The following is a 21,234-nucleotide window of genomic DNA, read 5'->3' on the forward strand; positions in this document are numbered from 1 at the left end:
ACTGCAGATTAAAAAACCATGTTTTCCTCCCTAAACAAAACATGTTTTCTGCTCCCTCAGTTATAATATAGCTCCAGTATACCCGGATCCCACCCTTCTTTTGACAAAGAACCATAAAACTTTCTTTTCATTATAAAACTAAGCAATAATTGTGAGTTTTCCCGGTTATTTAACCTGAATTTAACCTTCGCTTTATACAATATAGTAAATAAGTATGAGGAGGGGGTTTTATGATGGAAGAAAAAACAGAATCCGGCATGACACCAAACGTGTCTGGTGCACTTTGCTATCTTTTCGGTTTTATTACCGGCATTATTTTCTTATTTATTGAAAAGGACAATAAGTTTGTTCGTTATCATGCTTTTCAATCCATTTTCCTATGGGCCGGTCTTTTTATTATCGGCTTTGTCGCTGGAATGGTACCGATTATTGGTTGGGTCATCTCTTTACTGCTCATGCCGGTTGGCCTCATTTTATGGATATACTGCATGGTAAAAGCTTACAATGGGAGTGATTTCCAACTGCCTATGATTGGCAAGATTGCAAAGGACCAAGTGGAAAAAGCTGCTTGAGCTGACTAAGATGACAGTTCCCGACACGACAAATACAGAAACAGAGAAAGTCCAAAAGCGTAAAATGGCCGGGTCCAATTATTCACGAAATGTATAGCCAAAGCCTCTTATTGTTTTAATATATTTTGGCCCGTCAGGATCCGGCTCAATCTTCCTTCTCAGCATGCTGATATGCACTTTCACAGTTTCTACATTTCCCATGGAGTCAATTCCCCATACCCGGTCATACAGATCTTCGGAAGACCACACCCTGTTTGGATTACCGGCAAGCAGCAATAATAATTCCATTTCTTTTTTGGATAACCGGATCTCTTCCTCTTTCAGGAAGCATTGATACCTTTTGACATCCAGCCGCAAATCACCAAAAACAAGTTGATGAGATGTATCTATACCCCGACCCGTCCTTCTGAGGAGCGCTTTAATTCTTGCCTCCAGTTCACCGAATTCAAATGGTTTGGTCAGGTAATCATCGCCTCCCAGTTCCAAGGATTTTATTTTATCGATGGTTTCTCTTCTTACACTGATAAAAATGATGGGTATATCACTATTCTTTCTCACTTGCCGGCATACTTCAAACCCATCTATCCCGGGCATTTCTATATCCAGAAGGATGAGATCGGGTTCGTGGGCTTCCATGAGGGACAATACCTTTCGCCCATCAGCAGTAGAAATTACGCTGTATCCCTTTTTTTCAAGATACATGCGCACCATATCCCTTAAAGCATATTCATCTTCCACGGTTAGAATTTTATATTCAGACATGTTCAAGCTCCTTTCCTTCCATTTTATGCACCGGCAGCCGGAGGGAAAATGTTGTTCCTTTTCCGATTTTACTATTCACACTGATTTGCCCCTGATGGGCATCCATTACTTTTTTTACAATTGCAAGTCCCAAGCCGATGCTTTCCTGTGTCTCTGCTTCTTTTGGCTGACCTTTATAAAACCGTTCAAAAATTTGCGGAAGAGCATCGTCGGACATACCTGTTCCATTATCCGAAAAGTGAATGGTAAGCACCTGTTCCTGTTCATCCAGGGCAAGTTTAAATGCTATAGCGCCTTCCTTATCACTTGTATGCTTTACCGCATTGGAAATTAAATTTAAAAATACCTGGCCCATCCTTTCCCGGTCTACCTGTATCTCATATGCTGATGCTCGCTCTGGAACAGGCGAGCCTTCAAACCTTCTATTTTTCTGCTGGACTGCCAGTCTAATTTGGGCTGATTGATCAGATAACCAGTTTCCAAGATGATAGGTATGTAAAATCAGGCTTGATCTGCCATTCTCCAGGAGAGCCAGTTCATATAAATCCTGAATCAATCTTTGTAAAATATTCAGCTTGTTGGTGACCAATTTGGCATATGCTGCATCATCAGGCGCTACCAATCCTTCTTTTAAAGATTGCATATAACTGTGAATGATTGTCACGGGAGTTCCAAGTTCATGGGCAATGTTTTGCAGCATATCACGACGTGACTTTGCCATTTGAATTAATTGCTCATTCATACCCATCAGTTCATGGTTCAGTTTATGCAAGGCGGCCGTTCTATCTTCCACTTTTTCTTCCAGATGCTGATTTAGATCCATGAGTTCACGATTAAACTTCTTTATTCGCACCAGCGTTTTTACACGAGATAGTAGTTCTGATTTATCAAAAGGCTTTACCAGATAATCATTAGCCCCGGATTCAAATGCAGTCACCTTGCTTTGGCTTTGACTGGTGGCTGTCAGCATGAGGATCGGCAAATCCAGCAATGAATAACATTCTCTGATTTTCCGGCATACTTGATAACCGGAGATCGACGGCATCATTAAATCCAAAATGACCAGATCAATTTCGTGATTCTCCAATATTTCATAGGCTTCATTCCCATCTGTCGTATGAAGTACGCGGAAATGCTCCATCGCCAAATGATTGATCATAATTTGTACATTTACCAGTTCATCATCCACGACCAGTATCGTTCCATTCATTTTTTTACTTTCCACTTCAGGCAAATCTACATGGTAATCGGTATTCATTGGAAAAAGAGAAGATGGAATGGGAGCTTCCGATACCGTCGGGTGTTGCTCTGCAGACCCTTCCCATTTTGTCCTATACAAAGGAATCTGAACGGAAAACTCAGTACCTTCCCCGGGGAAGGAGGAGACTTCCATCCTCCCCTCATGCATGTCAACGAGCCGTCTTGTAATAGCAAGACCAAGCCCCAAACCTGCCGTTTCCCTGTCGACGTGGGGATTCAACTGCTGAAATGGAAGAAAAATCCGGTCCACATCTTCTTCTGAGATGCCGATACCGGTATCTTTCACGTCAATCCTTATCATGCCTTCCACTTCTTCAGCTTCAATAATGACACTGCCTTCTTCCGTATACTTCACCGCATTGTCAACCAAATTATACATTACTTGCTGCAGCCGGGCCGGATCTGCATATATGGGCGCAAGCTCCTGTCCGACACGGTTAATCAGTTCCACGGGTTTTCCTTTCACCAGCACCTGACACATTAGACAGACGTTTTCCACAATATTAGAAGCATGGACTTTTTTCCGCTTTAATTTTAATGATCGCTGATTCATTACAGATAAATCCAAAATATCATTCACCAATTGGGTGAGACGTTGTCCGCTTGCCATAATCATGGACAATTGATTACGCAGCGCAGGATTTACCGGTCCGTATCCGCCTTCCCTTATACTTTCGGCAATGCCAATCATTCCGTATAGTGGCGTGCGTAATTCATGGGAGGTTACAGCAATAAATTCGTCCTTTAATTTATCCGCCTGTTTCAAATTTTCCAGGGCCTTTTCCTGGTTCTTCGCTGCTTCTGCTTCTGCTGCTTCTTTCTCTCTCCGCATCATATTGATTTTATCAGCCAACGCAAAGGAGAGAAGCACAACCTCCAATGTCAATGCTCCCTGCCCTGCATATTCCGTGAACAGATTAAACGGGAGGACAGCAGTTCTTTCCAATATAGTAATGGAAACTCCTGTTAAAAATATAAGCCAGCCCGCCAGAAAAAACCTCGCCTGCCTGGCCCCGCGAAGCAGGCTGATCCCAGCAGCAAGGATGATGGTAATAAAGGTAGCCAACGCACTGATCACCATCATGGACAATGCCCAGAAGTGATTAAAAAACAGTAATAAAATCACCGTTACGTTCAAGATGACAAGAAGATAGAGTATGTATTTTACTTTTGGCAAGTAATAATCCAAATCCAGAAAAGACCTGGAAAAAATCACAATCATAATACAAGCCAAACTGACCCATACAGGTGTTGCTATGGCATTCCATTCAGGAAAGTCCGGCCAAAGATACTGAAACCCCAATCCGTTAATGGACAATTTCCCCATTAATGTCAAAAGGATAACCAATACGTAGTAAAGGTAACTGCGCATCCGCAAACTGAGATATAAAAAGAAATTGTATAAGATCATAACCAGAACCGTACCGTAGAAAATGCCCAACAAAATTAATTCCACTTGCTGTTTTTCCAAAAATGATGGCGTATCCCATATGTTAATCGGGGGATGCAGATCACCGCTGCCTACCGCTCTCACAAAATAGGTTTCTGTTGTATTCGGTTCGATTTCCAAATCAAAAACAAAGTTCCGGTAAAGGGTGGGACGGTGATCGAAAGGGTGGACGGCTCCTGTATCATATAAGGCCTCCATCCCGTCATCTGCTTGCTGATAAATCTGCAATTCGTAAATAAGCGGGAAGGCAAATTCCAACAGCCATTCGTCAGTTGCCGATTGATTTTCCACTTCAAACCGAAGCCAATTGCTCCTCATAAAAAAACCCGGTTGTTGCTGAATTTCCGCTTCGCGCACAAAAGGGATTTCTGCTATGCGATTTTCCAGATCCGTTATCGTTATTTCATCTTCCCGGTCTTTGAACAAAAGCATTTCCTCATACACATCCAACACTTCGGTGTCATCATCCAAAATAAGCGCATTCGTTTCAGCAAACACAGTATCGGTAAAACCGGTGGGCAATGTTAAAATGAAAAAGCAAATACCAGCCAACAGAAACCTCACCATGCCACCCCCCTTCTGTGTACATTATAACGTACATTAATAGGTAATTGGAAGGTGAATGATGAAAATAGGGAATAATTAAAATTTTGTTTTGGAATTGGAACAGGACAGGTAAATGGGCTAGTTTGACGTAGTATAAGGAGATAAGGTGTGACAGTTAGGCCTGTAATCTTTTTAGGAGTATAGTTATTTCCTGAAGAACATTGTGAAGTGTGGGTATATTTGCTTATACAGTAGCTCATAAGCTCTGTAATATTAGATTTACTTGCAGACATCGAAATGGGAAAGTACAGTGCCAGCAGTATAATAGCTGCTGGCTGCATTTTTTTGGCCGTATTTTCGGCTACAACGATGCCTCTATGCATCCCCGCCGTTTTGATGTCAAAGCCGAATCGGAAAATGGAACGACTTATTCGTGAACTTTTATTCATCCACATTCTGCCACGTTTTTCCGTCCGTGTTATTTCGGACAATTTCCTGCAGTGGAGATAATGGGTTCCCTTTTCCAGGAGATTCATTCTGCTCCTGCTCCATTCCACTATCAATAACATCATTCAATATAGCAGGATTATCGGTTTCCTTCCGCACATTACGCAGATGCTTTTTATTACGTATATCATTCCACACTTGCAATCACCTCCGTTTTTAACCTCTAGTATTTCCGAACAGGGCAGGTATATGTATGATAGGAAGTTAAAAGTGACAAAGTTCAGAAAGTATCAAGCACCCATCATAAAAGTACTATACCTATGATAAATGCAGTATTCGACAGATATCGACAAATGTGACAGTTTTATGTCGGTTTACAGTCCATTATCGCGTTTGTTGAACTATCTTTAAATTGGTATCTTTACATAGTGTCAAAAAATCATATCGGGAAAGTAGGTGTTTATTCCAAACAACGATTATGTGAATAACTTTACAAGAAGGAGTAACGTACGATGGAAGCTAAGGAACTTACAGCAAAACAAAATACTGACGACCTGGGGGACGATTATTCATTGGACAGAGTGCCCCGGGGCAAAAGAAACATGGGATGGCTAAGTATAACCAATATTACCTTTGGTATTGCGACAGCTATTTTTTATTTTCAAATGGGCAGCGTCATGGCTCTCCAGTTCGGAGCCGTCAATGCGCTCATATCTGCCATATACGCTATTATTGTTGCCGGAATACTCGGCACCTTCATTGCCTATTTATCCGCAAAATCAGGGATGAACGTGAACCTGCTCTCAAGAGGCGGCGGGTTTGGTTACATTGGTGCATCTTTGACCTCATTTATCTATGCCACCAATTTTATTATGTATTGCGCACTGGAAGGACTCATTTTAGTAGCAGCGTTTCATGTATTCTTTCCAAGTGTACCGGAATGGGTGTGGATTCTTATATTTGGAACAGTTGTAATCCCGCTTAACTGGTTTGGTATCAAGCAGTTGGACAAATTGCAAAAATGGTCCTTACCATTATTCTTTCTATTTTTATTTGCTGCCATCATTATGGCTGCTTTGACGCCTTCCGGATATGAAGGAACTTTCTGGACGTACATGCCTGAAGGAGTTCAGGTTGGCGGGACGGCACTGCTTTTATGTATTGGCATGCAGCATGGGATTATGGGACTGACACCATTACTTGCATCAGACTATGCCCGTTTCCTGAAACCAAAAGACATGAAAGTGGGCATCTTTGCCATCGGATTCATTCCGCAGATTTTTTGTTTTGGAGTCATGGGAGGACTTGGAATTTGGTTTGGTGTTCGTCTGGGAGAACCCAACCCCGGAACTTATATCGTTCTGCTTCTTGGATTCTGGGGAGTTTTATTTACCATGCTGACACAAATTCGCATTAATATAACAAATATTTACAGTGGTTCTCTATCCTTGTCATCCTTTTTTGAAAACATATTTAAATTTACACCCGGGAGAAGATTCTGGGTAGTAGTTACAGGTATAACTGCAATTATTTTAATGCTCGGGAAGATCGTGGACCATTTGACACTTGTCATGACTTTCCAGGGTGTATTTCTGATGACCTGGGCGAGTATTCTGGTAACGGATGCCATTATCGTTAAACGGTTCCTGAAACTCGGACCAGGTTATTATGAGGCCAGACAGGATAACTTGTTTAAGTGGAATCCGGTCGGTGTCGTTTCCCTGCTTATTGCAAGTGTTCTGGGAACCGTAGCTGCCATAGGGTTAATGGGAGAATTCCTGCAAAGCACCGCAGCATTTTTTGCATCCATCCTGGCAGCTGTCATAACCGTTATACTCGCTATTTTTACAAAAGGAAAATATTATATAAAAAAAGAAACCGGCGATATACCAAAAGAAGATTTCATTCGTACCTGAGGGTGCCTGGGAGAGTGCCTGGGAGAGTGCCTGGGAGAGTGCCTGTCACTTCCCGAAATAGCTCGGATTTTGTCGAATGGCAATCATAATTTACGGGGAAAAGCCGCAAACTTATAGTGTTTGCGGCTTTTCTGCTTTTCTCAGCATTTGTCATGCACCTCCACTTAAGTCATACTGCAGGTGGAAAGTACATCCCTTTTATATTTCCCTCAATTTTCAGGATACATTGCTTTTTTGTCCATGCTGCAATTCTTATCCTGAGGTATATTCAACTAGTTTTCTTCCACATGTTCATTTAACGTTTGAGAAGTTTTTTTCGATAATGCAGGATCAATTTCTAAATAATAAATACCGTCCATAAATTTTTCTTGAGCACCTTCCGCCATATCAATCACTCTTGTTGATACGGAATCCATATCCTCCATCATATTCAGTACATTACTTGAAATATTGGTGACACTGCTTTCTTCCAGCAGCATTTTAATTTTTGGTGCAGTCAATTCCTCTTTTATTAGTTCTCCCATGTCACTGATTACCTTTCGATTTTCTTTCACATCCGCCTTGCCAATTCCCAGCTTTTCATATATACGTTCTTCCGAATTAACGGCGTAATAATCGATGGTGATATCCAATAAGTTCGACACCGTTAATACAGCAGCTTCCGGTCCACCTCCATAGGCAGAAGCATGTATTAACTTATCCTCGGTCATCACGTCCCCTTCTGTGTCAACAACTTCCACATACGCATTACGAGGGATATACACGACATTCAAATTGTTTTCATGACTATTGTACGTAAGCAATATGTTTAAACTGTTTCTGCGATTTGTTTCATCAGCGGTATCTTTCCCCAATATTAAGATGGAAAAAGAGGAATGTTCCTGTTGTGTTGCCTGATGAGGGTTCTCCTGAACAATTTCATTACCAAAGTCGAGATTTGGAAAAAGGAGAATGATTGCCAGAATAAGTGCTGTAACAGTACCAAATACAGGAACAATATAGCGTTTGCTTTTGTACAGCAGTGTTTGCTGTTGTTTATACTTCCTTTCCCGAATCTTATGTACGGTTTCCACCCGGTCTTTTTCCGTAAATTCCAGCTCTTCCTTTTCCAAATAGGAAAAAAACTTTTTCTTCCTTCTTCTATCCATAAATATTCCCCTCCTCCAGTAAAACTTTCAGCTTTTGCTTTGCCCGCCTTAGTCTTGTCTTCACTGTGTTAACATTATGGTCTGTTAATTCGGCTATTTCCTTAATGGTAAAAGATTTATAGTAATACAAGAAGATAACTTCCCGGTAATGTTTGGATAGAGAAAAGACAAGCCGCTCCACCTCTTCGGATTGAGTAAGCTTTATCACCTTATCTTCTGCTGAAGGTAAGAATGACCCAATCGCACTTTCCAGTACACTTCTGGCCTGTACTTTCCGAAAGTGCCAACTTCTTAAATAATCCTTGCACTGATTGATGGTAATCCTGTACAGCCATGTTTTTATCGATGACTCAAAACGAAAATGGTCCAGTTTTTCATAGCACTTAATGAAGGTAGTTTGAACCAAATCCTTTGCTGTTTCTGTATCTTTGACGTAACTATATGCCAATCGAACCAAATCACTGCCATATTCCACCATGATTTGCTCCAAAAGCGCTTCTTTCTTCCCCTCTTCCATGACTCCTCCTCTTTTCAGCCTGATATATATTTAACCTTTTGACGACAGCGGGACGAAAATGGTTTCAAACATTCATTAATGGTTGAGTTATTGCTGGATTGTCGTATTGCACCCTTATGCATATGCATTCAATCTTACCTCATCCACACCTGTTACATAAAGGCGGCTCCCTGGTTAAATGATCTTTACAAGCAAATCGAAAAACTTTTTCTCAATATATATGTTAAAATCTATGAAAGATAAATAGAGCACGAGGGGATTAGTTTATGCAAATACGTCAAATAGAAGAAAAAGATAATAAAACAATGGAGCAGATTATTAAACGTTCATTGGAGTCATTTGGATTGGATATTCCGGGAACAGCCTATTTTGATCCGCAGCTGGGCAGTCTTGCCCAATATTACAGGGAGCAGCCAAATGCAAACTATTGGGTTGTAGTGAATGAACAAAATGAAGTGGCCGGCGGTGTGGGAATTGCCCCGTTTGGAGAAGAGCCGGGAGTCTGTGAGCTGCAAAAACTGTATATTTCACCGGAATACCAGGGAAGAGGGTTGGCTAAGGAGCTGATGAAAACGGCGCTTGACTTCGCACAAGAACATTATACATACTGTTATTTGGAAACCATGGAGAAACTCCAGGCAGCCAATCAGCTTTATGTTCGGCTAGGCTTTCAGGAACTCGAGAAACCGCTCGAAGGTTCCGAGCACAGCACCATGGATACGTGGTTTATTAAAAAAATATTATAGTAGGTGTGAAAAATTCTTAACAGCATGAAAAAGCCTGCCACCCCCTCTTTTTGCTATTCGACAAAATTCGAGCATTTGCGGGGAGTGACAGTTTTTTGGTGGGACGAGGAACTACTGTGCCGTAGTCCCAAGCACCACCTGTTCTATACGGTCTGTTTCTTATTCAGCTGATGTTTCTCGGTAAAGTTTTTCAGTATTTCGTTTAGATTCGGGCCGTCGATTTCATCAAGGTCATAGTGTACACGGGTTGTCGGTTTATTAATGGAAATGACCCGGGTCAGGTCAATCGGCGTGCCGATAATAACAGCATCGCAGTCTGTCTGATTAATCGTCTCTTCCAGATCTTTTAACTGCTGCTCACCATACCCCATGGCCGGAAGCACATTTCCAATATGGTCATATTTATTTAACGTGTCCTTCAGCGTACCTACTGCAAATGGACGCGGGTCCACAATTTCCTTGGCTCCAAGGCGTTCTGCCGCTACTGTCCCAGCACCAAGTTTCATCTCTCCGTGGGTCAGCGTCGGACCGTCTTCCACGATTAGTACGCGTTTTCCTGCAATACTGTCGGGCTGGTCAACAGTAATGGTGGATTCAGCTTTGATAATCGTGCTGTCCGGATTGGCAGCCTTAATATTGCTTTCCACTGTTTGAACAGCGGCTTCTTCTGCACTGTCCACCTTATTAATAATGGACACATCGCTTGTTCTCATGCAGACCTCACCAGGATAATATTTCAGTTCATGGCCCGGTCGATGTGGGTCCAGCACGGTGATCGCCAGGTCAGGCTCGAAGAAAGAAAAGTCATTATTTCCCCCGTCCCACAAAATCACATCACAACCATCAGGGTCGTTTTCCGCTGCATCGAGAATATCCGCGTAATCCACACCGGCATACACCGTATTCCCCCGTGCTACATGCGGTTCATATTCTTCCATTTCTTCAATGGTACAATTATGTTTTTTCAAATCTTCCACTGTCGCAAAACGCTGGACCCGCTGTGCAGTTAAATCACCGTAAGGCATGGGGTGTCTCACAGCGATCACCTTTAAACCCTGCTCCAGCAATGTTTCTACAACTTTTCTGGACGTTTGGCTTTTGCCGGTACCCGTACGTACAGCGCATACGGAAATAACCGGCTTCTTGCTTTTCAACATGGTTTGATTCGGACCGAGCAACGTAAAACTGGCGCCGGCTGCATTCACGATTGCACTGACTCCCATCACCGTTTCGTAACTCACATCACTGTATGCAAAAGCACATTCATCTACTTCGTATTTCTTAATTAACTCCGGTAACTGCTCCTGGGCGTAAATTGGAATTCCTTCCGGATACAATTCGCCTGCGAGTTCAGCCGGGTATTTCCTTCCATCGATATCCGGAATTTGTGCTGCTGTAAAAGCAACGACGTTATATGCACTATTATCACGATAATACGTGTTGAAATTATGAAAGTCTCTTCCTGCCGCACCGATAATAATAACATTTTTTGTTTCCATGGCACTCTCTCCTGTACGTTAAAATGAATTGTTATAATTATAACTAAAAATGTATAATTATTCAATGGTTTTTTTATAATGTCTGCAATCCGCTTAACTCGAATACAAAAGGGAAAAGGATGAAAATGAAACTATTTTTTTATCCTGTGTTTATTTATATGTAATTATGGTAACAGACTTTATACATATTATGAAGAAGGATGTGATTCACATGAAGGCTGTAACCTTTCAGGGAAAAGAGGCAATGGAGGCAAAAAAGGTGGATGACCCGCAAATCCAGGAAAGTACGGATATGATTGTACGTATTACCGCGAGTGGAATATGCGGTTCAGACCTTCACTTATGCCCGCTTATCACTGCATCACAATCTGTACGTAAATTCGGGTCGGTTCAGGTTACAGGCGTATACGGCACAGAAGCAAATAACTTTCCGCTTGGGAATTTTTTCACACGAAATGTTTCTCTAAAAACGGGACAAGCTCCCGTCATAAATATCATGCCGAAACTGTATGAGATGATTGAGAACAATGCGTTTGACCCGACAGATATTATTACACACCGAGTCAGCCTGGATGAAGCAGCAAAAGCTTATGATATATTTAATAAGAAAGAAGACGGATCAATTAAAATTATTTTCAAGCCGTAATAATCTGTCAGTCTTTTGCCCATTCACAAATTGAGCGGCGGCTTACCATCAAAGAGCCTGTTTTCCATAAACTATTGGAGAGCAGGCTTTTTGTATTTGACTGCATTGAAGACGAATGATAAATATTTAACAAACTATTGCACGTGCATTAAAGAATTGAGATAATGAACAGCAAATGAAAGCAGTATTTATGTTTGAGTTTTTGCGACTTTGGAAACAGGTTTTGGTTTTCCTCAATACGGGAGTTGTTATTATTCGAAAAAAACATATTGTGCTTTTAATTATTATTGTATTTATTTTATTTAACGGGGTTCGTTTATATATGGCACAACAGGAAGAAAACGCACTGAGAGAAGATACGATTTCCCACTTGGAAGAAAAAGGTTATGACATAGAAGCTCATATTGAAGAAACGGTTATTGTAAATGCAGGTAAGGACGAAAGAATGAAAGCTGTGGTCGTGACATTTAAAGATGAACCGGCCGTGCACTATTTTTACTCCTACAAGCAAGATACCGACCAAATTGTGCAGGTGGATGCTGTACATAGGGAAACAAATCAACCATTAAAACACCTGGAAGATGAGTAATCTATTATGGGGATGCCTAATCTGAAATAGTTTATATTTACGCAAAAATACATGCATGGTTAATACCTGGCCTGAAGGACTAATTAAATCCATTACAGGGTTATACTAAAGAAGGATGAATGAAACTCATTAAAGGAGGGTGGCTCATGACAGGAGTAGAAATAGATTTCATTGTCCCGGACAGTCTGAAGGCACTGGAGGTGTACGAAAAAATATTTGATATTAAACGTGTGGAGGTCACAAATTTCCCCAAAGGAGAGAATGAAGTAATTTTCTCCCTGTATGGCATGCATTTTCACATGCTGGATGAAAATCCGCAATTTGGGTTGAAAGCACCTGCTGCGGATGCGCACCAAACGATGTGGTTTAATATTACTGTTCCTGACATTAAGGAAATCTATGCCAAAGCGATGGAAGCCGGTTGCAAGGAGATGCAGGCAGTTACGGAATTGGCTGATTTCGGTGTGTCCAATGCCAGCTTTAACGATCCTTTCGGTTACCATTGGATGCTGCATGAGGTGCACAGGGAAGTGAGCTTTGAAGAAAGAGTTCAGCTTTGGGAAGAGAATAGAGAGGGGTAAATTGTGGTGGGTGCCTGGGACTGCGCTAAATGCTCGTCCCGCACCTCGCCCAGCCAGGCACCTCTCCACCGTTCTAATTTCGAATTAAATAATCGAATGCGCCTAATGCTGCTGTGGCTCCGGATCCCATGGAGATGATGATTTGTTTATATGCACTGTCTGTACAGTCCCCCGCAGCAAATATGCCGGGTACATTTGTTGCACCTTGTTGATCTACGATAATCTCACCTGTTTTTGTTTTTTCAATGGCGCCACCAATCCATTCCGTGTTTGGCACCAGTCCAATTTGTACAAAAACACCATCCAACGCGATATGCTTGTCCTCACCGAGCGTGAGATCCGTATAGCTCAGTCCGGTAACTTTCGTGCTGTCACCATGAATTTCCTTCGTGGCAGCACTTTTTATCACTTTGGTATTTGACAGACTGTTTAAGCGATCCTGAAGTACGGAGTCTGCTTTCAGTTCATCCGCAAATTCAAGCACCGTCACATGCTTTACAATACCGGCCAGGTCGATTGCTGCTTCAATTCCTGAGTTCCCGCCGCCGATCACAGCGACGTCCTTCCCTTCAAATAAAGGCGCATCACAATGCGGGCAGTAAGCTACACCTTTTGTCTTATAATCATGCTCGCCGGGAACATTGACATTTCGCCAGCGGGCACCTGTAGCAACAATTACTGTTTTACTTTTCAGCACAGCGCCATTTTCCAGCTCTACTTCAATGAAATCCACTTTTCTCTCCACGTTTTTCGCCCGCTGTGTATTCATTACATCTATTCCATATTGGTCCACATGTTCCCTGATACTTGCGGCAAGCGAGTCACCCGTTGTTTCTTTTACACTGATAAAATTCTCTATTGAACTGGTATCAAGCACCTGACCGCCAAAACGATCAGCAACAATGCCGGTACGGATACCTTTTCTTGCTGCATAGACAGCAGCACTGCCGCCAGCCGGACCACCGCCTATCACCAGCACATCATAGGGTGCTTTATTTTCAAATTCAGATGGATCGGATGTGCTCCCTAATTTTTGAAGTATCTCTTCCAATTCCATCCGGCCGCCGCCCCATTCTTCCCCGTTCAGGAAAACAGTCGGCACCCCCATAATATGCTTGTTTTCCACTTCATCTTTATAGGCGCCGCCTTCAATCATCGTATGGGAAATGCCGGGGTGCAGAACCGCCATTACATTAAGTGCCTGCACCACAACAGGGCAATTGTGGCAGCTTAAGCTGACGTATGTTTCAAAGTGATATTCCCCGTCCAGCTTCCCAATGCGGCTTACCAGTTTTTCATCCACTTTGGGCGGACGACCGCTCACCTGCAGCAGTGCCAGAACAAGGGAGGTAAATTCTTCGCCAAGCGGCAGGCCGGCAAACGTTATGCCAGTATCTTCCCCTGGCCGGTTCACGCTGAAACTTGGTGTTCTTTTCAGAGTGGTTTCTTCCACACTGATTTTGGAAGACATAGCCGCCAACTCATCTATTAATTCTGCCATCTGCTTGGACAGATCATCTGCTCCCACACTCAATCTAATGACGGTATCATTCTCCATGAGCTGCATATATTGTTCCAGCTGCTGCTTAATGTTCTCATCCAACACGTTAATCTCTCCTTCTATGAACCTGCATTTGAAAAAGCAGGCCCTGGCCAAAAAATACTTAAATTTTGCCTACAAGGTCGAGGCTCGGCTTCAGCGTTTCCTCTCCCTCTTCCCAATTCGCCGGACAAACTTCTCCCGGATTTTTGCGCACGTATTGGGCGGCTTTGATTTTATCAATCAAGGTGCTCGCATCACGACCAATACCGTCTGCGTTAATTTCAACTGTTTGAATCACACCGTCGGGGTCAATAATGAATGTGCCACGTTGGGCCAACCCGGATTCTTCGTCAAGGACTTCAAAGTTCCGGGAAATCTGCTGTGACGGGTCCCCAATCATGGTATAAGTAATTTTGCTGATTGCATCGGAATGGTCATGCCATGCCTTGTGGACAAAGTGTGTGTCCGTGGAAACGGAATATACTTGTACGCCAAGCTTCTCCAGCTCGGGTAATTGTTCCTGCACATCCTCCAGTTCCGTTGGACAAACAAAAGAAAAATCCGCCGGGTAGAAAACAACAATGCTCCATTTTCCTTTTAAATCCTCTTCCGTTACCTCAAAAAAATCCTCGCCAGCCCGGAAGGCCTGCGCTTTAAATGATGATATTTCTTTTCCTACCAAAGACATATGTAGCTCCTCCTTAAATTTCTTCTGCATACTAAAGTAGTTTTGACCAAAAACTTTTTAATTATAAGTCGGGCAAAGAGTGCAGAACAGCCCATTTAAGGATTCGACAAATTTCGAGCAATTTCGGGGAGTGACAGGCACCACAGTCCATCGGTTTTTTACCCTGTAATTCTAAAATCCGTAAATGCCGGCTCATCCTTCAGATCTGTTACATCCATTTCTTTTACCGACGACCCTGGAGGTCCTTTTTTAATTTCATTCAAGAAGTCCGAGATAGCCGCTTCCTCCCCAAAGGCTTTTATAAGTACACTGCCATCCCGCTCATTTTTCACCCAGCCAACAATGGTGTACTTCATGGCCATTTTCTGTGTAAAATAACGAAAGCCGACCCCCTGCACATCACCTTGTACGTTAACTTTTACATATCTCATGCTTATCACCTCTATGTTGATCGTAACAAAAATTAACGGGATCCACATCTGATTTAGAAAGTGCTGCTATTATCTCCATGGTTTCCACCCCTGGAATTTATCGGCGTATATAGTGATGAAAAGGTCTCTGCCGCAACCGGAAAGCCATGGGAGCCTGATGACCTGAATAGCATGACCTCCATGCCGCTGAAAAAGAAAATTTCAAAAACCGCCATCCTGTCGAGCATCGTAATGACAGTTATTGCTGCTGCTTTGTATTTCGCAGTTGCAGGCTATACAGTAATACTGGATGAAGTCGTATTTAATGAATCCATGCTCCAATCCTTTTTCCCATTCGTTATCGGCTTGCTGATTTTAAAAGGCGGGCTGATTGGTTATCAATGGCTGAAAGGCTGGTGGAGTCAATCAATTGCAGTCATAAATGGAGTTTATCATTTAATTTATATGACTTTCCTTATCATTATCTCCAGTCAGGCTAATCTGTTTAATACAGCTTACTTAGCTGATCTATCAGAGAAATTTAACCTGCCGATGGATTATATGGAGATTTTTCCTTATTTAATCTTATGGGTCATTGTCGTTTCGATTATTACGTACTTGATTTACGATATTATCGCTGGTTTCAGGAAAGCCAAAAAAAGTGATCTTCATTCCTGAGTTTCTCTTCTTTTACCATAAGAAATTGCCTTCAATCGTTTAAACATGTAGTATTTGAAGGCTTTTCTTATACAAAAGATATATTTCATTTCCATCATAAGCTAGATACCAAGTAACCAGCGGACCATCTCCGGTGCCTGTCATCTCCCGCAGTCCAATAACTGAACTTGTAAAACGCAAAACAAGGGTTGTCAACGGCAGGTAGTGTAAAAAGTTCTATGAAAAACAAGTGAAAATAAAATACTTGTCACTTCGCTGATCTGAAACGTCTAAAAACAGTCTAAGAAATAAGAAATTAGCTTTTAAGACTTGTACTATAAATAAAAAAAGACATACCAAATAAACCGATGAAACTGCGGTTAATTATCCTTCCTTGTTTGCTGCTTCGCATGGTCTCAGATGAATGAGAGGTAGTCAAGGAAAGCACTTGACAACCTCACATCCATCTAAGGTAATGTCGCCAAGGCAAACAAAGGAAAAACTCTGGTCAGGAAAATTCAATCTAGGATGCCTGCTTGTCAACCACGAAATCCTGAGCCATGTCAATTAATTTCACCCATCTTTCGGGCATATTAGGCATTCTTTTAAGCTCTGGGATGATCACAGGAGATTTATACTCTAGTGTGGCATGTGGGCGCAAGAAATTGAAATACGCCACAAAAAGTGTCACATAAGAGACGGAGCCTGCCTGAGAACCAAACCCGGTTGTTGCTCGATAATTGCCTTTGAACGTACGATTTAACCGTTCAATAATTTGTTTTAAGGGACGATATTCCTTTGAAACTGGATCATCATTGGTTAACCCAATTACTTTATGAACATCAAAGTGAATGCCATGTTGAGCGAAATAGTGCTGTGCCAGAATGTAAATGGGATTGCCATCTACGACAAACATTAGATCCTCAGGTATTTTCTTGAACTTTTGAAGCACCTGATCCAAAGCTTTGATGGCTGACAATGTATCACGATTTGGTGAGACAGGGTACGATAGAATAATTTTTTTTACCGCATCAAAGAAAAAGAACAAGTAGTGCCATCGGCCCTTTACACGAATATATGTCTCATCACCACAAAAGCTATTAGACAGTTCGTAAGGATAGTGATCGACAAACGGTTTTGTGATGAGAGCAACACTATTCATGTAATTCAATATTGTCTGGTGTGAAACTTTAACCTGGTGCACATCGAACATCAATGCAGCTGTTTTACGAGCTGAAAGCCCGTAGTTCACATGATAGGTTAAGATTAACCCAAGTGTATGTGACGAAACGTAAATGCGTGAAAGATCAACCTTGGGTTTCACGGGAGTATCCTTGGATAACGGTTTAAAGTCAAAGTGAAATTCCCGAAAGATGTACCGGACTTTAAATGCCTGCGGATCTTGTTTAAAACGTTTCTTTTCTTCTTTCGACATTTGCTGGATTTTCTTTTTGTAGTACAAACAGTTATCGTTTTTACACTTAAAAACGTAGAAGTCTTTACGTTCCTTGATCTTTTCTAAGGTTTTTAAACAATGTGGGCATTTAAGGACAGCTTCTTTCAGATACCGGTTTTGTTTACTAAACAGACATGCACACACTTTACATTGATACTGACCTTTTTCACCATTGTTGGCATATAAATAGGCTTCAGGTGCTGAACATTTAGGGCAAGTCATCATCGTTGGTATGTTAACCACACTATTTTTATGACGTTTGACTGGTTTTAGTTCCTTTCCATGGGTAGCTTGATAATCTTTCAGAAGTTCCTGATAATCCAGTTTTTCCAGGGTTTCAATCACTGGCATATCATCAACTTCTAATTTTCGATAAGGCTTATTAACAGGTTCATCAAATAGGTCTCTGGCAACAGACTTACCAAGAATTATTCCTAAGAGACCAAAAATAATTATCTCTTGAAACTTGATATAAGCAAGCAAATAAGTTATAAATTGAGGTAACAACTTGTCACTTCCTTTTTAGGCGTTTTTGGGTGTGTGGTTACCTCATTAATAGCCTATTTTTAAGGGGGTGGCAAGTTTTTTCGTTAAAAAACGCTTTAGAACAACAAAAACACAGGTTTTTACTAAGAAACTTTTGACAATACGCAACGGCACGCCGGGGGAAGTCTATGCAATTTTTTATGTTCTCCGCTTTTTTGTTTCTCATACGCCCATACCTGCTCCATCGATACAAGCCCGGAAATTGTCCATTCCTTCAAAATTTCCTCAATACACCTAAGCGAAAGTCCACCTCTTTTCACTGCCAGCTTTATTCCGGCAATCACGATTTCATCCCCCAGCTCGCGGCACCACGCACTAATCGCTTCTATGGCAACAGGGCCCAAAATACCAAAGTTTTTCCTGTACACATCAAATGGATTTTCACACTCGTATGCGTGTCTGCTTTGTACTTGTTCTTCTTTATGATGATTATGTATCGCAACGGAATCAGTCCGGAATGGAACCCGCCATCCCTCCTCGTTTTTTCCTTCAAACCGGGCCAATGGAGGGTTGTATTGTTTAGCATCTTGATGCTGACTTTTGCCGGTGCTTTGGTTCATTTTTTCATCCATGGAAACCATTTGATAGACAGAAGATCTTCCTTTACATCCTTTATGATAAACGATTAAGTCGTGGTCCAGGAGCTGTTTATGAGCTTCAGCAAGTCTGTTTTCCGGTAAACCGGTCAGCTGATGAATTATCTTTTCATTTGCATTGAATTTGCTGCTCCACCCGGCCATATTATTAATGGACATCAAGGTGTGCCATAACAATATGGCACCACTTGATAAATCGTGCAGCAACAGCCAATTTCGGAAAGCATTTAATTCTTTTATATAGTTCATTGTTCCGTCCCACGTGTTGTTTTCATCACTTCAGCCGCCCCATCATAATATCCCTGCAGTTCCTGCTCCCGAATCCAGGCATCCACCATTTCTGGGGAAAATTGAATCTTTCCCCGAAGCCGGTAATGCGGTATTTCTCCTGCCCGCACCATCTTGTAGACGGTATCGCGGTGAATACCTAAATATGCAGCCATTTCCTTTACGGTCATTGATTTTCTTTTCATATAATAAACCTCCCTTTTGTTCTTTCATGACTATTAATCGAACAATAAGGAAGGTTGGTGGCATTTTAGGTTGGATTTTTTTAATGATTACACTTTCCTGTTCAGGTCACTTATTTTACAATCTACGAAAATAATAACCATTAAAAAAATCCTCATGCGCTTTTGCAGGTACATGAGGGATTATTCTCTACGCAGCCTAGCCATCTTGGCGGGGAACAGTCTATTGTGGCCGCTCCATGAAACAGCGCGGGCAAACTTTAATAAATTTAGCGCTCTACCTAATTCTACTGTCATTAACAATTTTTATTTTTACTCTCTTAATATTTTAACTCACTTATGCTTACTACTTATTCATTTCTGCAAGAAAATCACCTAACAGACTATCTAAATCATCATCCGATGAATCCTCTTTTTCTTCCTTTTCTTCGGCTTGAGCTTCTTTTATGTTTTCCAGCTTCAATGCATCCAAGTCATCACCGGACTTATTTAACATCTCAGTTGAAGTTGTTTTCTGCTTTGAAGATAAATGGTCTTCCTTGTTTGATTCTTCTGTGCCACCTTCATCCATATCACTTTCTTCCTGAAGATACAGAGCCTCATCCAAATCCAAGGAATTGCTGTTTATCGATGCAAGCAGGGAAGCAGCTCGGGCCGGGTCCATTAAAAGTTGATAGATAATGCTGCCAAGCAACGCCTCCGAATGTTCATGCTTCAACCAATTCCGCTGTGCTTTCGTTAACTTATGGGGGAGGGGAATGGAAAGCACTTCTTTTTCCCTTGAGAGGGACTGCCCTACCCCCTGCATTACAAACTCGGCAATTTTACTGGAAAAATTCCTTCTTTCTGTTTCTTTTAGCTTCTGCAGCTGTTTTAGTAAATGATCCGGTGTATCAGCAGGGACGCGGAAAGAGATTGCTTGTCCCCTTTTCACCTCATTTGAGCCGGGCTTTTTCATAGAATCACCTTAACTTTAATTTTTCGCCTTTTCCTTCGGCGCCTTTTTCTTCTCGGTCTTCTTTACATGGTCGTTGATGAGCTTGTAATAAGCGTTTGCCATCATCCATATACTCTCTTTTTCATCTTCAAAAAACTCAATATTATATCCATCCAAACTATTATTTATCGATTTTAAATAATCTTTTAAAGCACTGGAGCCGCCACCAACAAAATAACAAATCTCTGTTTGAGAGTTCTTCTGCCATATATTCCGCAATAAACGATATTGTTTTTTGGCCAGTTCCAATAGTATTCGATCTGTAATATCATGAATGTTTGTCCGGTTTCCTTTGACCATAATATGATTACGATTATTTTTCCTTGTGATTATATCAATCACATCGCGGCGGCTATCCAATTCCACCCCATGTTTGGACCGGATTTCCTCTCTTATCGCTTCTAATGATTCAGATACACCAAGATGGAATCCTTGCGCCTTATCATCATCCACATTCCGGTTTCTAATTACGGCGATATCTGTAGACAACCCACCAATGTCCTGAATTAAAATTCTCTTATCGATTAGGTCTTTATTAATCACGTTAAGATTATTATCCATGACAAGGTTAATATAGGCGGCAAACCCCTCAGGGTATACTTTAACTTCATCAAATTTAACATTCACTTTCAAACCCTGGTACTTTGGTGTAACGAGAAATTCCACCTGATGCACGCCTCCTGTTAATTTCGAGCGATAACCGGCATCCTTTCCCTCTTTCGCTTCACGAAGAGGGAGCCCCGTCCCCAGTGTGTATTTAGCATCTACCACATTCTTTTCGCACGGAAAAACCGACTCATTCTCTTTCCGAACAGCATCCAGTGCCAATGTGGCCAGGAGCATAATCAATGTTTGATCTTCCTCCGATTTACTGCTTCCCGGGTCCAGCTCTGTTGCATTACTGCTTTTCGTGGCTAAGTGGCCGATACGATAAATTGCATTATTTTCTTCTAAAGCCGGGGAATGCACCTTTACATGAATTCCCTCTAGCGGATCCTTATTGTCCAAATCTTCTATTCCAATTACCGGACGGTCTTCTGTATCTCTGGCAATGATATTGGGAATATTTAATTCATAATCCATTTCTCCAAAGATAGCTTTAATCGAATCATTACCAACATCAACAGCTGCAATTCTCGAATCAGACATTTCATTCATCCTTTTCCATTTAAAGATTATTTAATACCTTGTA

General features: G+C 41.6%; 20 protein-coding genes and 1 pseudogene. 7 read left to right on the plus strand and 14 right to left on the minus strand.

The genetic code is table 11. The annotated features are described in order from the left end of the window. The first annotated feature begins 230 nt into the window (after window positions 1-230). Window positions 231-572 carry a DUF4870 domain-containing protein gene (locus tag ACZ42C_RS13845; RefSeq protein ID WP_461181668.1) on the plus strand — a complete coding sequence of 114 codons (342 nt, stop codon included), beginning with the start codon at window positions 231-233 and terminating at the stop codon, window positions 570-572. A 78-nt stretch (window positions 573-650) separates the two neighbouring features. Here ACZ42C_RS13845 and ACZ42C_RS13850 read toward each other — a convergent pair whose 3' ends face one another. The 3 genes from ACZ42C_RS13850 to ACZ42C_RS13860 form a co-directional block, all read right to left on the minus strand. Next, window positions 651-1,334: a response regulator transcription factor gene (locus tag ACZ42C_RS13850; RefSeq protein WP_461181669.1), complete on the minus strand. Its 684-nt coding sequence runs from the start codon at window positions 1,332-1,334 to the stop codon at window positions 651-653. After that, window positions 1,327-4,611 carry an ATP-binding protein gene (locus ACZ42C_RS13855; protein ID WP_461181670.1) on the minus strand — a complete coding sequence of 1,095 codons (3,285 nt, stop codon included), beginning with the start codon at window positions 4,609-4,611 and terminating at the stop codon, window positions 1,327-1,329. The genes ACZ42C_RS13850 and ACZ42C_RS13855 overlap by 8 nt, the downstream gene beginning before the upstream one ends. Window positions 4,612-5,031: 420 nt before the next feature. Next, the gene (locus ACZ42C_RS13860; protein ID WP_461181671.1) at window positions 5,032-5,235 is read right to left on the minus strand and encodes a hypothetical protein; all 204 of its coding nucleotides are present in this window, start codon (window positions 5,233-5,235) and stop codon (window positions 5,032-5,034) included. 314 nt (window positions 5,236-5,549) lie between these two features. On the opposite strand from ACZ42C_RS13860, the gene ACZ42C_RS13865 reads away from it, so the two are divergent. Beyond that, window positions 5,550-6,953 (plus strand): purine-cytosine permease family protein, encoded by a 1,404-nt coding sequence (locus tag ACZ42C_RS13865; RefSeq protein ID WP_461181672.1) that lies wholly within the window; start codon window positions 5,550-5,552, stop codon window positions 6,951-6,953. A gap of 272 nt (window positions 6,954-7,225) precedes the next feature. On the opposite strand, the gene ACZ42C_RS13870 is transcribed toward ACZ42C_RS13865, so the two are convergent. Together ACZ42C_RS13870 and ACZ42C_RS13875 are read right to left on the minus strand one after the other, a co-directional pair. After that, a complete protein-coding gene (locus ACZ42C_RS13870; RefSeq protein WP_461181673.1) occupies window positions 7,226-8,101 on the minus strand; it encodes an LCP family glycopolymer transferase in 876 nt (291 codons plus the stop codon). Next, on the minus strand, window positions 8,094-8,618 hold the full coding sequence (locus ACZ42C_RS13875; RefSeq protein WP_461181674.1) for a sigma-70 family RNA polymerase sigma factor: 525 nt from the start codon (window positions 8,616-8,618) through the stop codon (window positions 8,094-8,096). The genes ACZ42C_RS13870 and ACZ42C_RS13875 overlap by 8 nt, the downstream gene beginning before the upstream one ends. A 266-nt stretch (window positions 8,619-8,884) precedes the next feature. On the opposite strand from ACZ42C_RS13875, the gene ACZ42C_RS13880 reads away from it, so the two are divergent. Beyond that, window positions 8,885-9,364, plus strand: a complete 480-nt coding sequence (locus tag ACZ42C_RS13880) for a GNAT family N-acetyltransferase (RefSeq protein WP_461181675.1) — start codon at window positions 8,885-8,887, stop codon at window positions 9,362-9,364. Window positions 9,365-9,507: 143 nt separating this feature from the next. Here the strand turns inward: ACZ42C_RS13880 and ACZ42C_RS13885 are convergent, their stop codons facing one another. After that, on the minus strand, window positions 9,508-10,863 hold the full coding sequence (locus ACZ42C_RS13885; protein ID WP_461181676.1) for a cyclic 2,3-diphosphoglycerate synthase: 1,356 nt from the start codon (window positions 10,861-10,863) through the stop codon (window positions 9,508-9,510). Window positions 10,864-11,203: 340 nt separating this feature from the next. Here ACZ42C_RS13885 and ACZ42C_RS13890 point away from each other — a divergent pair. The 3 genes and pseudogenes from ACZ42C_RS13890 to ACZ42C_RS13900 form a co-directional block, all read left to right on the plus strand. Beyond that, window positions 11,204-11,509 (plus strand): annotated as a pseudogene (locus tag ACZ42C_RS13890) (glutathione-dependent formaldehyde dehydrogenase); the annotation flags it as partial. Between the two features lie 190 nt (window positions 11,510-11,699). Next, window positions 11,700-12,098 (plus strand): hypothetical protein, encoded by a 399-nt coding sequence (locus ACZ42C_RS13895; RefSeq protein WP_464891277.1) that lies wholly within the window; start codon window positions 11,700-11,702, stop codon window positions 12,096-12,098. Window positions 12,099-12,244: 146 nt separating this feature from the next. Further along, on the plus strand, window positions 12,245-12,679 hold the full coding sequence (locus ACZ42C_RS13900; RefSeq protein ID WP_461181678.1) for a VOC family protein: 435 nt from the start codon (window positions 12,245-12,247) through the stop codon (window positions 12,677-12,679). A 73-nt stretch (window positions 12,680-12,752) separates the two neighbouring features. Here ACZ42C_RS13900 and ahpF read toward each other — a convergent pair whose 3' ends face one another. The 3 genes from ahpF to ACZ42C_RS13915 form a co-directional block, all read right to left on the minus strand. Next, window positions 12,753-14,285 carry an alkyl hydroperoxide reductase subunit F gene (gene ahpF / locus ACZ42C_RS13905; RefSeq protein WP_461181679.1) on the minus strand — a complete coding sequence of 511 codons (1,533 nt, stop codon included), beginning with the start codon at window positions 14,283-14,285 and terminating at the stop codon, window positions 12,753-12,755. A gap of 58 nt (window positions 14,286-14,343) precedes the next feature. Continuing rightward, window positions 14,344-14,910 carry an alkyl hydroperoxide reductase subunit C gene (gene ahpC, locus ACZ42C_RS13910; protein ID WP_461181680.1) on the minus strand — a complete coding sequence of 189 codons (567 nt, stop codon included), beginning with the start codon at window positions 14,908-14,910 and terminating at the stop codon, window positions 14,344-14,346. 158 nt (window positions 14,911-15,068) lie between these two features. Beyond that, window positions 15,069-15,341, minus strand: a complete 273-nt coding sequence (locus ACZ42C_RS13915) for an acylphosphatase (protein WP_461181681.1) — start codon at window positions 15,339-15,341, stop codon at window positions 15,069-15,071. A 60-nt stretch (window positions 15,342-15,401) separates the two neighbouring features. Here ACZ42C_RS13915 and ACZ42C_RS13920 point away from each other — a divergent pair, with 60 nt between their 5' ends. After that, window positions 15,402-15,998 (plus strand): hypothetical protein, encoded by a 597-nt coding sequence (locus ACZ42C_RS13920; RefSeq protein ID WP_461181682.1) that lies wholly within the window; start codon window positions 15,402-15,404, stop codon window positions 15,996-15,998. Window positions 15,999-16,500: 502 nt separating this feature from the next. Here the strand turns inward: ACZ42C_RS13920 and ACZ42C_RS13925 are convergent. From ACZ42C_RS13925 to ACZ42C_RS13945, 5 genes are all read right to left on the minus strand, one after another. Then, on the minus strand, window positions 16,501-17,940 hold the full coding sequence (locus ACZ42C_RS13925) for an IS6 family transposase (RefSeq protein ID WP_464891278.1): 1,440 nt from the start codon (window positions 17,938-17,940) through the stop codon (window positions 16,501-16,503). 122 nt (window positions 17,941-18,062) lie between these two features. Then, a complete protein-coding gene (locus tag ACZ42C_RS13930) occupies window positions 18,063-18,824 on the minus strand; it encodes a DnaD domain-containing protein (RefSeq protein WP_461182175.1) in 762 nt (253 codons plus the stop codon). Continuing rightward, window positions 18,821-19,048, minus strand: a complete 228-nt coding sequence (locus tag ACZ42C_RS13935; protein WP_461182174.1) for a helix-turn-helix domain-containing protein — start codon at window positions 19,046-19,048, stop codon at window positions 18,821-18,823. The genes ACZ42C_RS13930 and ACZ42C_RS13935 overlap by 4 nt, the downstream gene beginning before the upstream one ends. 343 nt (window positions 19,049-19,391) lie before the next feature. Next, window positions 19,392-20,003: a hypothetical protein gene (locus ACZ42C_RS13940; protein WP_461182173.1), complete on the minus strand. Its 612-nt coding sequence runs from the start codon at window positions 20,001-20,003 to the stop codon at window positions 19,392-19,394. A gap of 15 nt (window positions 20,004-20,018) precedes the next feature. Beyond that, a complete protein-coding gene (locus ACZ42C_RS13945) occupies window positions 20,019-21,191 on the minus strand; it encodes an Alp7A family actin-like protein (protein WP_461182172.1) in 1,173 nt (390 codons plus the stop codon). Window positions 21,192-21,234: the final 43 nt, after the last annotated feature.

It is taken from the genome of Virgibacillus kimchii (assembly GCF_055379185.1).

Bases quoted from the DNA above. Each gene is read 5' to 3' on its own strand.
- ACZ42C_RS13845 (WP_461181668.1), top strand. From the start codon at position 231: ATGATGGAAGAAAAAACAGAATCCGGCATGACACCAAACGTGTCTGGT.
- ACZ42C_RS13850 (WP_461181669.1), bottom strand. From the start codon at position 1,334: ATGTCTGAATATAAAATTCTAACCGTGGAAGATGAATATGCTTTAAGG.
- ACZ42C_RS13855 (WP_461181670.1), bottom strand. From the start codon at position 4,611: ATGGTGAGGTTTCTGTTGGCTGGTATTTGCTTTTTCATTTTAACATTG.
- ACZ42C_RS13865 (WP_461181672.1), top strand. From the start codon at position 5,550: ATGGAAGCTAAGGAACTTACAGCAAAACAAAATACTGACGACCTGGGG.
- ACZ42C_RS13870 (WP_461181673.1), bottom strand. From the start codon at position 8,101: ATGGATAGAAGAAGGAAGAAAAAGTTTTTTTCCTATTTGGAAAAGGAA.
- ACZ42C_RS13875 (WP_461181674.1), bottom strand. From the start codon at position 8,618: ATGGAAGAGGGGAAGAAAGAAGCGCTTTTGGAGCAAATCATGGTGGAA.
- ACZ42C_RS13880 (WP_461181675.1), top strand. From the start codon at position 8,885: ATGCAAATACGTCAAATAGAAGAAAAAGATAATAAAACAATGGAGCAG.
- ACZ42C_RS13885 (WP_461181676.1), bottom strand. From the start codon at position 10,863: ATGGAAACAAAAAATGTTATTATTATCGGTGCGGCAGGAAGAGACTTT.
- ACZ42C_RS13895 (WP_464891277.1), top strand. From the start codon at position 11,700: ATGTTTGAGTTTTTGCGACTTTGGAAACAGGTTTTGGTTTTCCTCAAT.
- ACZ42C_RS13900 (WP_461181678.1), top strand. From the start codon at position 12,245: ATGACAGGAGTAGAAATAGATTTCATTGTCCCGGACAGTCTGAAGGCA.
- ahpC (WP_461181680.1), bottom strand. From the start codon at position 14,910: ATGTCTTTGGTAGGAAAAGAAATATCATCATTTAAAGCGCAGGCCTTC.
- ACZ42C_RS13915 (WP_461181681.1), bottom strand. From the start codon at position 15,341: ATGAGATATGTAAAAGTTAACGTACAAGGTGATGTGCAGGGGGTCGGC.
- ACZ42C_RS13930 (WP_461182175.1), bottom strand. From the start codon at position 18,824: ATGAACTATATAAAAGAATTAAATGCTTTCCGAAATTGGCTGTTGCTG.
- ACZ42C_RS13935 (WP_461182174.1), bottom strand. From the start codon at position 19,048: ATGAAAAGAAAATCAATGACCGTAAAGGAAATGGCTGCATATTTAGGT.
- ACZ42C_RS13940 (WP_461182173.1), bottom strand. From the start codon at position 20,003: ATGAAAAAGCCCGGCTCAAATGAGGTGAAAAGGGGACAAGCAATCTCT.
- ACZ42C_RS13945 (WP_461182172.1), bottom strand. From the start codon at position 21,191: ATGTCTGATTCGAGAATTGCAGCTGTTGATGTTGGTAATGATTCGATT.